The 13,677-nt window shown below is 39.1% G+C and carries 13 protein-coding genes; 9 read left to right on the top strand and 4 right to left on the bottom strand.

The annotated features are described in order from the left end of the window. Positions 1–12: 12 nt before the first annotated feature. A complete protein-coding gene (locus J580_RS16750) occupies positions 13–450 on the top strand; it encodes a DUF2147 domain-containing protein (RefSeq protein ID WP_002121971.1) in 438 nt (145 codons plus the stop codon). Between the two features lie 37 nt (positions 451–487). On the opposite strand, the gene J580_RS16745 is transcribed toward J580_RS16750, so the two are convergent. Continuing rightward, positions 488–838, bottom strand: a complete 351-nt coding sequence (locus J580_RS16745) for an arsenate reductase (protein ID WP_032005000.1) — start codon at positions 836–838, stop codon at positions 488–490. Between the two features lie 453 nt (positions 839–1,291). Continuing rightward, on the bottom strand, positions 1,292–2,116 hold the full coding sequence (locus tag J580_RS16740) for an exodeoxyribonuclease III (RefSeq protein WP_032004999.1): 825 nt from the start codon (positions 2,114–2,116) through the stop codon (positions 1,292–1,294). 38 nt (positions 2,117–2,154) lie between these two features. Between J580_RS16740 and pyrE the strand changes: the two genes are divergently transcribed. The 3 genes from pyrE to J580_RS16725 all read left to right on the top strand — a co-directional run bounded on the left by pyrE (position 2,155) and on the right by J580_RS16725 (position 4,877). After that, positions 2,155–2,805: an orotate phosphoribosyltransferase gene (pyrE, locus tag J580_RS16735; RefSeq protein ID WP_000211303.1), complete on the top strand. Its 651-nt coding sequence runs from the start codon at positions 2,155–2,157 to the stop codon at positions 2,803–2,805. Positions 2,806–3,172: 367 nt separating this feature from the next. Next, the gene (locus J580_RS16730; protein WP_032004998.1) at positions 3,173–3,940 is read left to right on the top strand and encodes a helix-turn-helix domain-containing protein; all 768 of its coding nucleotides are present in this window, start codon (positions 3,173–3,175) and stop codon (positions 3,938–3,940) included. Positions 3,941–4,037: 97 nt separating this feature from the next. Next, on the top strand, positions 4,038–4,877 hold the full coding sequence (locus tag J580_RS16725) for a sterol desaturase family protein (protein ID WP_032004997.1): 840 nt from the start codon (positions 4,038–4,040) through the stop codon (positions 4,875–4,877). A 433-nt stretch (positions 4,878–5,310) separates the two neighbouring features. Here J580_RS16725 and J580_RS16720 read toward each other — a convergent pair whose 3' ends face one another. Together J580_RS16720 and J580_RS16715 are read right to left on the bottom strand one after the other, a co-directional pair. Continuing rightward, complete coding sequence (locus J580_RS16720) at positions 5,311–7,497, bottom strand: TonB-dependent receptor (RefSeq protein WP_032004996.1); 2,187 nt, start codon at positions 7,495–7,497, stop codon at positions 5,311–5,313. 230 nt (positions 7,498–7,727) lie between these two features. Beyond that, a complete protein-coding gene (locus J580_RS16715; protein ID WP_002122004.1) occupies positions 7,728–7,940 on the bottom strand; it encodes a DUF1737 domain-containing protein in 213 nt (70 codons plus the stop codon). A gap of 160 nt (positions 7,941–8,100) precedes the next feature. Between J580_RS16715 and gshB the strand changes: the two genes are divergently transcribed. The 5 genes from gshB to J580_RS16690 all read left to right on the top strand — a co-directional run bounded on the left by gshB (position 8,101) and on the right by J580_RS16690 (position 13,662). Next, positions 8,101–9,045, top strand: a complete 945-nt coding sequence (gene gshB / locus J580_RS16710; RefSeq protein WP_032004995.1) for a glutathione synthase — start codon at positions 8,101–8,103, stop codon at positions 9,043–9,045. Positions 9,046–9,283: 238 nt separating this feature from the next. Continuing rightward, the gene (gene murG, locus J580_RS16705; protein WP_005078668.1) at positions 9,284–10,381 is read left to right on the top strand and encodes an undecaprenyldiphospho-muramoylpentapeptide beta-N-acetylglucosaminyltransferase; all 1,098 of its coding nucleotides are present in this window, start codon (positions 9,284–9,286) and stop codon (positions 10,379–10,381) included. An 11-nt stretch (positions 10,382–10,392) separates the two neighbouring features. Continuing rightward, complete coding sequence (murC, locus tag J580_RS16700; protein ID WP_002122011.1) at positions 10,393–11,841, top strand: UDP-N-acetylmuramate--L-alanine ligase; 1,449 nt, start codon at positions 10,393–10,395, stop codon at positions 11,839–11,841. Positions 11,842–11,878: 37 nt separating this feature from the next. Next, positions 11,879–12,805 carry a D-alanine--D-alanine ligase gene (locus J580_RS16695; protein WP_005066802.1) on the top strand — a complete coding sequence of 309 codons (927 nt, stop codon included), beginning with the start codon at positions 11,879–11,881 and terminating at the stop codon, positions 12,803–12,805. A gap of 2 nt (positions 12,806–12,807) precedes the next feature. Next, positions 12,808–13,662, top strand: coding sequence for a cell division protein FtsQ/DivIB (locus J580_RS16690; RefSeq protein WP_014207933.1), 855 nt, complete (start codon positions 12,808–12,810; stop codon positions 13,660–13,662). The last annotated feature ends 15 nt before the right edge of the window (positions 13,663–13,677 follow it).

The following is a 13,677-nucleotide window of genomic DNA, read 5'->3' as shown; positions in this document are numbered from 1 at the left end:
GATATTACAAAAATGAAAAAGATTGCTTTAGCTTTAGGACTCATTGGTATGGCTGCATTTGCCAATGCGGCTGATTCACTCAATGGAACGGTATGGAAAACGATTGATGATCAGACCAACAAGCCAAAAGCCGTAGTGAAATTTACGGAACAGAAGGACGGAACCTTAACTGCAACCATTCAGAACATTTTGACACCGGGTGAAGAAAACGCTTGTACAAAATGTGAAGGCCCGTACAAAAACAAACCGCTTAAAGGTGTCACCATTGTACATAATTTAAAAAATGTAGGTGGTAACAGTTATGAAAACGGTACGATTTTAGACCCAAAATCAGGTAAAACTTACAAACTGAAAGGTGAGTTAACTGATGGCGGCAAAAAGCTTAAATTACGTGGTTATATTGGCGTTTCTGCACTTGGTCGTAACCAAACGTGGATTCGCGCGAACTAAAAGTTTTAATAAAAAACGAGCCAAATGGCTCGTTTTTTTAGGCTTGAATATTTTGATAGGTGGTTTCATCAAAACCTACAATGAAACCTTGTGAAGTTTTTAAAACAGGTCTTTTAATCAAACTTGGTTGAGCAATAAGTGCTTCAATCAGGTGATCTTCACTGCTTAGAGCACGATTTTGTTCTTCTTCTGAAAGCTTGCGCCAAGTCGTTCCTTTTTTGTTGAGAACGGTATCTTTTCCAATTTCTTTTAACCATATTTTTAAAGTATCTGCATCAATGCCTTGTTTTTTATAATCATGAAAATCATAGTTAAGCCCTTTAGACTGTAAGGCATCAAATGCTTTTTTCATTGAGTTACAGTTTTTAATTCCATAAATTTTTAACATTTTATCGGACCATGTCAAAAAGAGAGAGCACACAGCCTAACCCAAAATGCTTTTGAGCACTACTTTATACCGATACTTTTAAAACAAATGAAAATTAATGATTAATCGAAAGAGAAATGTCATGTTATTGTCATAAGACAAGGTAATAATGAGCTTAATAAGAAGAAGTTAAAACTAAAAGAACTTAGCGCAAAATAAGAGACTTAAAAAGAGAAAACCCGCATTTAATCATCCTGATCATGCGGGTCTCATTTCAACGTCCAATGTCACATCCTTGCAAATAAACTTATCATAAGTTTATTTTATCTTCCTACGGCGTCCTATCCTTTTGCGTCATCCTGACTGCTTCCCTGTGCCGTGGGGCTATAATGCCGTTAAAGCTGTGTAAGAAAAATACTCAAAAACGACATATGCTGTAAGCGAAAACGACAATGTAAGTGAACGAGTGTTCACTTATTCTTGAATTTTATAGTCGATAATAACGGGTGCATGGTCGCTAAACCATTGATCTTTATAAACCCATGCGTTAGTTGTACGTGCTTTCCAGTCTGGCGAGCATGCATGGTAGTCAATACGCCACCCTACATTTTTTGCACGCGCTTGACCGCGATTTGACCACCATGAATAAAGTTCCGCTTCTGTGCGAACTACACGGAAAGTATCGACATAGCCCAGTTCATCATAAATATGGTCAAGCCATGCACGCTCATGTGGTAAGCAACCCGATGATTTTTGGTTACCTGACCAGTTTTTGATATCAATTCGTTTATGAACAATGTTGTAGTCACCACAAATGATGACTGACTTGTTTTCATCACGCCATTGTTTCAAGATTTTTGCGTATTCACCTAAAAATAAATCTTTACGTGCTTGCGCTTCTTCACCACTTGAGCCCGAAGGTAAGTATAATGATGCAATATGTACCGGATGTGACAAACCTAAATCGAATTCCGCAGAAATAAAGCGGCCTTGACTGTCAGCCAGCTCAAACCCTAATCCATCTTTAACAGAGACGAAGGGTAGGCGGCTATATATCGCAGTCCCCGCGTAACCTGCACGCTCTGCTGGAAAGAGATGGGTATGCCATCCTTCGGGTCTGAATTTTTCAGTCCATTGTTCATGGGTAATGCGGCTTTCCTGCATGCATACGACATCGGCATCTGATTGTTCTAACCATTCAAGTAAGCCTTTCGTTACTGAAGAACGTAAGCCATTTACGTTAATGGAAACGACTCGAAGAATTTTTACATCACTTGGATACTGATCCTTTGGTATCATGCGAAAATTTAACCTCAATTGTGAATTTGGAGCACCTCATGACAACGCCTGTGTCATTTCACCCGCAAGCATTTATCGAACTCGCATTATCACGCGGTGTGCTTAAATTTGGTGAGTTTACTTTAAAATCTGGACGCGTGAGTCCTTATTTTTTTAATGCAGGCCTACTCAACGATGGTGAAGCTTTATCTCTTTTAGCGCAAGGCTATGCTGATAAATTAACACAATGTGAAAATGTTGATGTGATTTTTGGACCAGCTTACAAAGGTATTCCGTTTGTAGCAGCGACTGCTGTTGCTTTGTCGCAAACACATAACAAGAGCGTGCCATGGGGCTTTAACCGTAAAGAAGCAAAAGATCATGGTGAAGGCGGTGTTTTGGTTGGTGCTGCGGTTGAAGGTAAAAAAGTTTGGATTATTGACGACGTAATTACCGCAGGTACAGCGATTCGTGAAGTCGTAACGATTTTGAAAAATGCTGGTGCAACTATTGCGGGTGTGTTGGTTGCGCTAGATCGTCAAGAACGTGGTCAAGGTGAACTTTCCGCAATTCAAGAAGTTCAAAAAGAATTAGAAATCCCTGTGCATGCACTGATTACCATGAAAGATTTAATGGATTATTTGGAAGCGAAAGGCGAAAAAGAAGCGTTAGCAAATATGCAAGCTTATCGTGAAAAATATGGTATCTAAGTCTATATTGAATTGAAAAAAGGAAGCGATGGCTTCCTTTTTCATTTATCAGAGGATTAAATTGTTGAGTAGATCTTATTAAATTTGAAAAAAATGGGTTGAATCATAGTCGTGGAACGTGAAAAATCATGAAAAAGCCCGATCGAGTTGACTGGGTTTTAGTAAGTGAAATAAGAAATTGATTTAAAAAGAATTTATTATGACTGCATTATGTTAACTCTAGAATTTCTTAAATTAAAAGAAATCAAGTTTTTATTTTTGAGGACTCTTAAATTTTATATATTCCATCTCAATACTAATATAACTGAATTATTTAAATATCTTTATGAAGCATTCAATTTTAGCGTTAGTTTTGTAAAATATAAACATGATAAAAAAAGAGCAGCTATCAAATTGGCAAGGTCAGATGGCTATTGGTTTGGGTTACGGTTATTTTTGTGGACAAGCAGGAGATAACAGACCACATCGACATCTTGCGCATCAGATCACTTTTCCCCTCGATCCACTAGAATCTATGCAGATTATTGGATACGAGCAGTTATATACGGGTAGGGGTTTTTTTATTCCAGCAAATACCGTGCATCAGTTACAGAAAGGCAAGTATTGCTCGATTTATTTGGATGGAAATTATTATTTAGGGCAGGCTATACATCAATTTTTTGCCTCAACTTCTCAGATACAAATACTGCCAACAACGCTTCTGGAGCAATTGCAGCTTTATTTTTTGCATACTAATAATATTACCAAAGCCTTTGCTCAATTACAGTGCTATTTTGATTGTATGGTAGCTAGTGAACGTGCTCAATTAATGAATGGTTATATCTATCAACATCTATTATATAATTATGTTCCTTCACGTCAGGAGCTGGCAGCGTTACATCACTTATCTGAAAGTCGTCTAGCACATTGGTTCAATTCCCATTTTGGTATTTCATTACGTAGTTATCGCAAGTGGTTACGCTTGATTATTGCACTTAAAAATCTACATGAAGAAAATAATTTAACTGCGGCAGCGTATCAGAGTGGCTTTACCGATCAAGCACATTTTTCTAGAACCTGTATGCAAATGTTTGGCATACAACCTTCGGCTATCAAAAACATTCAAAACAAGATGATCTTGTTGCCTGAATCTTAAGTAAATTCACTTTTTAAATAAAATATAGCCGTTTTATTCAATTTAAACATCAAACAATCCTGCATGGTAGTGATCAATCTAAATAGAGGACATCATCATGCTAAAGTATAGTCATTTTTTAATACGTTATTTGAGTTATCCGATTTTATCTGTTACGACCTTAGCAATAGTATTATTGATGGCTTATCAAAAAATACCCTATTGGCCATCCGCACTAGTATGCATTGTATCCATTAGCGCTATGGTTGCAATGTTAGAGCGCTTTTTGCCATATCAACAAAAATGGTTACATGATCAAGAGGATACATTCACTGACATTTTTCATGCGATTTTTAATGTAGTACTTATTCTAATAACCGCAACAATTTTACAATTTATCCTTAAATTCGAGTTTTTTTCTAAATTATGGCCTATTCAATGGCCAATATGGGTACAATTTTTACTGGTGGGGATAATTATCGATTTTGGTTTATGGTATATGCATAAACTGAGTCATCGTCGGCGCTGGTTGTGGAAATTACATGCCATTCATCATCAACCTAAACGCTTATATTGGTTAAATGGTGAAAAACGTCATCCATTAAGTGCGATTGCACTAGCAACACCTAGTTTATTGGTGTTAACGATATTAGGGGCACCAACCTTGCTGATAGGTTGTTGGCTAACCTTTACTGCGGTACATTTAAGTTTTCAACACGCCAACTTAGACTATCGGGCAGGGCCATTAAAACATGTATTTGCTGTTGCTGAAGTACATCGTTGGCACCATAAACAGGGCTTTGGCAGTAAAAATTTTGCCGAGGTTTTTGTGATTTGGGATCATATTTTTGGCACTTTTCACTACGAAGAAAAAGCAGTTTCCGCAGATAGTTTGGGCATTCGTACCCCTATATCGAATCGATATTTCAAGCAGTTGTTGTGGCCATTTAAAAAATAGCTATAATCATAGTTCTTGGACTATGAAATGGTCTAATTAAATCATCAATAACTATAGAATTATCAGGTATTGATGATTTAAATTTTCATGGATAGAAGTTGAAGTAACTAAACGACAAACTGAAGGGTTGGTGAGAAATCACAGCAAATGCCAATTGGTATATGACTTTTAATTTTAAAAAGTACCGTGCTGAGCTATCTAGAGTTTAGCCTTATTTAATAGTTCATTTAACATAATAGCGAATCTACGAAATCTTTCTCATCATACTTTTTACACTCTAGCATCATGCCTAATTTCTCTTTGTATCCTTGTTCAGTCATCCCAAAGGTGAAAAAGAAGCGCTAGCAAACATGCAAGCTTATCGCGAAAAATACGGTATCTAAAAAGAAAAAGGCATACCTCTAAATAGGGGTATGCCTTTTTAATATTTTTTTTAGAACTGATAATTCAAACGCAATAACACATTACGTGGTGTGCCTGGCATACTGTCTGAACGCCAGTACTCTTTATTGGTTAGATTATTCACCGCAAGTGTGACATTCCATGGATCTGCACTATAGCCAATCGCTGCATCGACACGGTTAAAGCCTTCCATTTTTACTTGATTATTAATATTTGGATAATAAGACCCGACATAGGTCACGCCCGCTTCGGTATACCACTGTTCAGTTGGTAAATAGCGAACAAATAAATTACCCGTGTTTTTAGATGTGTTGGCTAAATAGTTGCCTTCTTGTTCAGGTTTTTGTTTATCTTCTTTTACTTTTGCATCTGTGTAGCCATAACCACCGCGCACAAAGACATTATCAAGTACGCGGCCAATAAAGCTAAATTCAAGACCACGAGATTGATGCTGACCAGCAGTTGCCCATACTTCTGGTTCTTCATTAGGCTTTGGTTTATAGCGGATATTATTTTTACGAATATCAAAGACAGAAAATTGAGTATTTAAACGATTATCTAACCATTCGCTTTTTACCCCAACTTCATATTGCTCGTTATATTGAGGTTCTTTATCCATTTTTGTGACATCGGTGTTTCCAGTAACTTGGTTAACACCCATTTGTCCGCCAAATGGAGCAAAGCTTTTAGAGTAAGACGTATAAAAGCTATGTTCAGGAAGCGGTTGCCATACCAAACCAACATTTGGGCTAAAGCTGCTATCTTTTACATTACGGTGTTCTTTTGTCAGCTTGTTGGTGGTTGAAAAGTCAAAGTAATCGTAGCGCACACCCATCATGAGTTTAAGTTGGTCATTTAGACCAATTAAATCTTGAATAAATACGCCGTAAGTTGTGCCTTCATTATAGTTGTGCTGTTTCATCACTAGTGGGCCACTGCCACGACTATACTCTCGTTCCCCTGTGATCGGATTGACGTAGCCGTAAATAGATCCATCTTTGGTAGCGTTCGCTAGACGTGGCTCTCGTTGTTCATAAGTCCAGTCTGTACCCACCATAATTTGGTGTTCAAGCGAGCCTGTTTTGAACTTGCCCTTAATATCAAAGGTATTGGTGGTGGTCTTATTGCTGGTTTGTTGCCAGTAGTAAATTTGGTCGACGTAACCTTTTTTAGTACAAGACTCATTCTTTGAGTTTTTACCATCTAAACCACAATAAGTTCCAAAATAAAAGTGGTCAAAGTTCTGTTCTGCTTGTCGGTAACTTGCTGCCCAGTGAAAGTTCCAATCAGGCGCATATTGATAATTCACATCGGTGCGGACAACTTGCAAAATATCATCAACATAATCGCCGTCTTGGGCAAATCCCATTTTGATTGAAGTCCCTGCAGGCAGAATGTCACGTGATGGTCCGCGATCAGGTACACGACCTAATTTGTCATAGGTGTATTGTGTGGTCCAAGTGAGTGTTCCATCATCATTTTTATAAGTAAAACTTGGTGAAAACATTTCAATTTTATTTTCAATGCCAGAGCGGAAGCTGCCTGACTCGCCATATTCTCCAGTTAAACGTACTGCTAGATTGTCATTAAGTACTTGGTTGATGTCAGCCGTTGTTCCGTAGTTATCATATGAACCAGCGTACGCACCAACTGAACTTTTAGAGTCAAAATTGGCGAATTTACTCACCATATTCACAACCCCGCCGCCAGCACTACGGCCATATAAAACAGAGGCGGGGCCTTTTAAAATTTCAATACGTTCGATATTTGCTGTACTACGTCGTACTTGTCCGCTTTCACGTATGCCATCACGGTAAATATCACCTGTATCAGCACCAAAACCACGAATCGTGATCCCATCACCGCGCATATCGTAACTGGTTGATACGCCAGGGGTGCCTTGCAGCATAACGCTTAAATCATTTGATCCATAAATTTTATATTTCTGAACATCAATCGTATCAACGGTTTGAGGAATATCTTTTTTGTCTAAACCATTACGTGTGACATTGGCTTTATCATAGTCGATATAACTTTTAATTGGGTCGAGCTCACTCATTGCCTCAATTTTTATGGTGGGCATGGTAGCTGCCACTTTTGCGGCTGAATCAGTCGGTTCCTCTGCGTAGGCACCTTGAATATTCAAGATCATTAAACTGAGTAAGCTCAGCGGGAAAAGACGCTTCATTTGGGGAGATGGTATAGAAATTCTTAACATAAAAATAAAATCAATTAACAAAAATAAAAGCATAAATGATAATTATAATCATTTAATTGTTTAGAATAAAAGAACTATTACCTTAAAAAATGACATATTTATTTTTTAATAACTGATTTCTAATAAGTTAATTAGCAAATTAAACGAATTGTATGAGTTGGCTTATTAGTTTTTCTTGTTAATTGGGTTTTAAAGGGGACTTTTCATCGATTAAAAGCACCCTTCTGGAATTACGCGTTATTTTTGAGAACATCTAAAATATCCATTTCTGGATCATAATTTTCATCAATTGTTTTGCAAATTGCTTGTCCCACAATGACATGCGTGCCGTTAAAGGTCATAGTGGGTGCTTCATATAACTCCCAACCATGATTCAGAGCTTTAGTTACTCGCGCACAAAAAGCAGAGTCATCGGGGCCAGTTAAATAGCGATAAAGTTTCATGTTTAGCCTTTAAAAATAATATTTTATGATCATAGTTTAACTGAATTTACCTTAATTCAAGATAAAGAAATAACCGATAAGGTTTTACTGAAATTAAGAAAAACCAGTGAAAAATCTCAGTTATACTCATGCTAATTTAAATTTTAAGAAGAGCTTGAGCATGCGTGTACTTGTCGTCATGGATCCGATTGAAACCGTAAACCTTAAAAAGGATTCAACCATGGCAATGTTGTGGGCGGCGAGCCGTCGTGGACATGAATTAGGTTATGCATTACAACAAGATTTATATATCGATCAAGGCAAAGCTTACGGCCTCATTTCACCGTTAAAGGTGTTCGAAGATTACAACCATTACTATGAGCTGGGCGAAAAGAAAAAGGAGTCTATCGCGGCTTACGATGTTGTGCTCATGCGTAAAGATCCGCCGTTTGACATGAATTTTGTCTACACGACTTATGTGCTTGAGCAAGCTGAGCGCGAAGGTTCATGGATTATTAACAAGCCTCAGTCACTGCGTGATTGTAATGAAAAACTCTTTGCAACGCAGTTTCCAGAACTACAAGTGCCTACACTTGTGACATCGCAACAAAGTTTAATTCGTGAATTTATTAAAGATCATGGCGATGTAATCGTTAAGCCACTTGATGGTATGGGTGGCATGGGAATTTTCCGTTTATATCAAGACGGTGTAAATATTGGTTCTACCCTAGAAATGCTTACAGAGTTAGGTACTCGTCCAATTATGGCTCAGCGCTACATTCCTGAAATTGTAGAAGGGGATAAGCGTATTTTAATGGTAAATGGTGAACCAATTCCTTACTGTCTAGCTCGTATTCCACAAAATGGTGAAGTACGTGGTAACTTGGCGGCAGGCGGTTTAGGCCAAGCGCGTCCGCTTACGGAAAACGATAAATTGATCGCAGCTAAAATTGGCCCTTTCTTACGCGAAAAAGGTTTAGTTTTTGTAGGCTTAGATGTGATTGGTAATTATGTCACTGAAATTAATGTCACTAGTCCAACCTGTATACGCGAAATTGATGCTCAATTTGGTACATCAATTGCCGATGATTTATTTGATGTATTAGAAGCTGGCCGTACAGCTTAATTATTTATTTCAGGTGATTTTCAGCGGTATTTATTGGAAATCACCTGAAAATATATGAATTAATAAAATAACAATACTAAATACACCACAGCTTTGTAGGCATATTTTCAAAAAAGCACATCTTTCTGTTATAAACGAGTGAAATTAGCTTTTCGTTAATGAAGCTTTAGGATTAAAATAAACGGCTACAAAAATAGATGACAATTTCCATTGTTTTTTTGAGTTGAAGAATTAGACCGTGACCGATTCACAGCAAAGCAAACCCAAACATGTCATGATGATGGCTGCCGGTACAGGTGGACATGTTTTTCCAGCCCTCGCCGTAGCCAAACAACTTCAACAACAAGGTTGTCAGGTTTCATGGTTAGCCACGCCAACAGGTATGGAAAATCGGTTATTAAAAGATCAAAATATTCCAATATATCAAATTGATATCCAAGGTGTTCGTGGCAATGGATTAGTCCGTAAAGTTGCTGCACCTTTTAAAATTTTAAAAGCCACTTTTAGTGCAATGCGCTATATGAAACAACTTAAAGTTGATGCGGTTGCAGGCTTTGGTGGTTATGTCGCTGGTCCAGGTGGTTTAGCCGCCCGTTTGTTAGGTATTCCTGTACTTATTCACGAGCAAAATGCAGTTGCAGGTTTTACCAATGCACAGTTATCTCGTGTTGCTAAAGTGGTGTGTGAAGCATTTCCAAATACCTTTCCTGCTGGTGGAAAAGTTGTAACCACAGGAAACCCTGTGCGTCGTGAAATCACGGATATTTTAAGCCCAAAGTGGCGCTATGATGAGCGTGAGCAAGCGGGCAAGCCTTTAAATATTTTAATTGTGGGCGGGTCTTTAGGTGCCAAAGCACTCAATGAGCGCTTACCTCCTGCATTAAAACAATTACAAGTTCCACTCAATATTTTTCACCAGTGTGGTCAGCAACAAGTTGAGGCAACTCAAGCACTTTATGCAGATGCACCAGCTAATTTAACTGTACACGTTTTGCCGTTTATTGAAGATATGGCAAAAGCTTATAGTGAGGCAGATTTAATTATTTGCCGAGCTGGAGCACTCACGGTAACAGAAGTTGCAACAGCAGGTGTGGCCGCAGTTTTTGTACCACTCCCTATAGCAGTTGATGACCATCAAACTGCAAATGCCAAATTTCTGGCGGATGTCGGTGCTGCGAAAATTTGCCAGCAATCGACCATGACACCAGATGTTTTAAATGAATTGTTCACTTCGCTGATGAACCGCCAATTACTTACTGAAATGGCAGTGAAAGCGCGTCAACATGCCCAACCAAATGCGACTCAGCATGTGGTTGATCTTATCCAAAAAATGTAATCGGATTTACTATGTCTCCATCAACAGCTGCGAACCAAGCAAAAAAACTGATTAAAGTGCCTGAAATGCGCCGTATCAAACACATTCATTTTGTGGGGATCGGTGGCGCTGGGATGTGTGGCATTGCAGAGGTTTTGGGTAACCAAGGCTATAAAATTTCCGGTTCAGACATTAAAGCGTCTAAAACTACAGAACAATTAGAGAAAAATGGCATCAAAGTTTATATTGGCCATCAACCGGAAAATATTAAAAATGCCAATGTGCTTGTAGTTTCTACAGCAATTGATCCGGAAAATCCGGAAATTAAAGCTGCGATTGAGCAGCGTGTTCCAATTGTACGTCGTGCAGAAATGCTAGGCGAGCTTATGCGTTACCGTCACGGTATTGCTGTGGCTGGTACACATGGTAAAACCACAACTACAAGTCTTTTGACGACGATGTTGGCTGAAGAAAACCTTGATCCAACTTATGTTATTGGTGGCTTACTTAACAGTACAGGCGTAAATGCGGCGTTAGGTGAAAGCCGTTTCATCGTGGCTGAAGCTGATGAATCAGATGCATCTTTCCTTTATTTGCAACCAATGGCAGCGATTGTAACCAATATCGATGCTGACCATATGGATACCTATGAAGGTAGCTTTGATAAATTAAAAGATACTTTTGTACAGTTCCTTCATAACTTACCATTTTATGGCTTGGCTGTAGTTTGTGGTGATGATGCAAACATTCGTGAAATTCTGCCGCGTGTAGGCCGTCCAGTCATTACTTATGGTTTTAATGAAGATAATGACATTCGTGCAGTTGATATTGAACAAGATGGTATGCAATCGCACTTCACTGTATTGCGTAAAGGCCGTGAACCATTGCGTTTAACAATTAATCAGCCAGGCTTACATAATGTTTTAAATGCCTTAGCAGCAATTGGTGTTGCAACAGATGAAGGTGTTTCTGATGATGCAATTAGCCGTGCATTAGAAGGGTTTAGTGGTGTTGGCCGTCGCTTCCAAGTGCAAGGTGAATTTGAACTTGCTGATGGCAACGTTAAGTTAGTTGATGACTATGGACACCATCCGAAAGAAGTAGAAGCAACTATTAAAGCTGCACGTCAAAGCCATCCGGACCGTCGTTTGGTTATGTTGTTCCAGCCACACCGTTACTCTCGTACTCGCGATTGTTTTGATGACTTCATTGAAGTGCTCTCTCAAGTCGATCAATTATTATTGTTGGAAGTTTACCCTGCTGGTGAAAAACCTATTGTGGGTGCAGATAGCCGCACTTTAGCGCGTAGTATTCGTTTACGCGGACAAGTAGAACCGATTTTGGTCGATCCGGTTGAAGGTAATTTGCAAAACATCATGCAAAATGTGTTACAACCAAATGACTTGTTATTAACACAAGGTGCGGGTAACGTGGGAGCAATTTCAGTAGAACTTGCACAACACCATTTGTATGTGAAATAAACAAAAAGTATTGAATAATCGGGTTAAGGATTTAAACGTGTCAAATGCTACAAAATTCGGCAAAGTTGCCGTGTTGTTTGGTGGGAAATCGGCTGAGCGTGCTGTGTCTTTGGATAGTGGTCAGGCAGTTTTGGACGCTTTGTTACGTTCAGGTGTTCAGGCTGAAGCATTTGATCCACAAGACCGCAGTGTGACTGAACTTGTAAATTATGATCGTGCATTTATTGTATTGCATGGTCGCGGCGGTGAAGATGGCCAGATTCAAGGTGTGCTTGAATGGTTAAATCTGCCTTATACAGGAACAGGCGTGCAAGGTTCTGCTATTGGCATGGATAAAGTTAAAACCAAGCAAATCTGGCAAGGTAGCGATTTACCTACAGCGCCATATCGCATTATTACTAAAGAAACAGATTTAGATGCGGTGATTGCTGATTTAGGCTTACCTGTCATTATCAAACCTGTACATGAAGGCTCGAGTGTCGGCATGAGTAAGGTTGAGAAAGCAGAAGACTTTGCTGCTGCAATTGAAAAGGCGACTCAGCACGATGCTGTGGTGATGGCAGAAAAATGGATCACTGGTCGTGAATTCACAATTTCATTCCTCAATGGACAGCCTTTGCCGGTTATTCGTTTGCAACCACCAGCAGATGTTGCTTTCTATGACTATGAAGCGAAATATCAACGTAACGATGTAGAGTATGGTATCCCTTGTGGTCTGAGTGAGGCTGAAGAGAAAAACCTACAAGCATTGTGTTTACGTGCTTTTCAGGCTGTGGGTGCAGAAGGCTGGGGCCGTATTGATGCGATGCAGGATGAGCAAGGCAATTTCTGGCTTTTAGAAGTAAACACTGTTCCAGGTATGACCAGCCACTCTTTAGTTCCAAAAGCTGCTAAAGCTGTTGGTTATAGCTTTGATGAATTGTGTGTTGCGATTCTTGAGCAAACATTGGAAGGTACGGCTTAAATATGGCACAACTTCCGGCTTCCATGCGCCGTAAACGTGCGGCCATCACCTCTATTCATGATAAACCGCCTACGCGTAAGCAGAAGCTTGCGAATGCTGGTGGATGGGTGCTGTTGGTTATTGCTTTTGTAGTGCTGGCAGTCGGAATTTATGGGTTATATAAAGTTATTACAGATGCAACAGTTGCAAAACTAGAAGTTGTAGGTTCAGCATCTTCTGTTGAAACCCAACAAGTGATGCAACATGTTGCTCCAATTATAAAAGCGAATTATTTCACATCTGATTTAGAACAGATTCGTGACAAAACATTAGAAATTTCATGGGTAGACCGAGTTGTTGTATCTCGTGCTTGGCCCAATGGTATTCGTGTTCGTGTCATGCCTCGACATGCTATCGCCCGTTGGGGAACAGGTCGCTTGTTAAGCGATGGAGGCGATGTATTTAGTGAGGCGGAGCCGACAATTCATCCTGAACTTCCATTGCTTCATGGGCCGGTAAGTCAGTCAAAAATGATGATGCGACGCTATAATGAAATTAATCAATTATTCCATCCTGTTAATTTACGCTTAAAAGAGTTATATCTGACTGAGCGAATGACTTGGTTTATGCAATTTGATTCTGGTTTACGTATTATTGTTGACCAAGATCAAACAATGAATAAGTTGCAACGTTTAAGTCATCTGGCACAATCTGACTTAAAACCGGTGTGGTCGAAAATCTCAGCCATTGATTTGCGATATCGTAATGGATTATCTATTCAATGGAAGAACGCAACACCACCTAAAATTGTGAATGGTCAGTTTGTTGTAACGAGTGATGACACAAGCATTGCAGGTGGAACAAAAGCAAAGCCATAATACGTGGCTTTAAAA

The sequence above is a fragment of the Acinetobacter sp. 1542444 genome (genome assembly GCF_000581835.1).
GTDB classification, from domain to species: domain Bacteria; phylum Pseudomonadota; class Gammaproteobacteria; order Pseudomonadales; family Moraxellaceae; genus Acinetobacter; species Acinetobacter pittii.
The sequence above is the reverse complement of the archived record's forward strand: the minus strand, read 5'-3'. Positions and strand labels throughout refer to the sequence as shown.

Bases quoted from the DNA above. Each gene is read 5' to 3' on its own strand.
- J580_RS16750 (WP_002121971.1), top strand. From the start codon at position 13: ATGAAAAAGATTGCTTTAGCTTTAGGACTCATTGGTATGGCTGCATTT.
- J580_RS16745 (WP_032005000.1), bottom strand. From the start codon at position 838: ATGTTAAAAATTTATGGAATTAAAAACTGTAACTCAATGAAAAAAGCA.
- J580_RS16740 (WP_032004999.1), bottom strand. From the start codon at position 2,116: ATGATACCAAAGGATCAGTATCCAAGTGATGTAAAAATTCTTCGAGTC.
- pyrE (WP_000211303.1), top strand. From the start codon at position 2,155: ATGACAACGCCTGTGTCATTTCACCCGCAAGCATTTATCGAACTCGCA.
- J580_RS16730 (WP_032004998.1), top strand. From the start codon at position 3,173: ATGATAAAAAAAGAGCAGCTATCAAATTGGCAAGGTCAGATGGCTATT.
- J580_RS16725 (WP_032004997.1), top strand. From the start codon at position 4,038: ATGCTAAAGTATAGTCATTTTTTAATACGTTATTTGAGTTATCCGATT.
- J580_RS16720 (WP_032004996.1), bottom strand. From the start codon at position 7,497: ATGTTAAGAATTTCTATACCATCTCCCCAAATGAAGCGTCTTTTCCCG.
- J580_RS16715 (WP_002122004.1), bottom strand. From the start codon at position 7,940: ATGAAACTTTATCGCTATTTAACTGGCCCCGATGACTCTGCTTTTTGT.
- gshB (WP_032004995.1), top strand. From the start codon at position 8,101: ATGCGTGTACTTGTCGTCATGGATCCGATTGAAACCGTAAACCTTAAA.
- murC (WP_002122011.1), top strand. From the start codon at position 10,393: ATGTCTCCATCAACAGCTGCGAACCAAGCAAAAAAACTGATTAAAGTG.
- J580_RS16690 (WP_014207933.1), top strand. From the start codon at position 12,808: ATGGCACAACTTCCGGCTTCCATGCGCCGTAAACGTGCGGCCATCACC.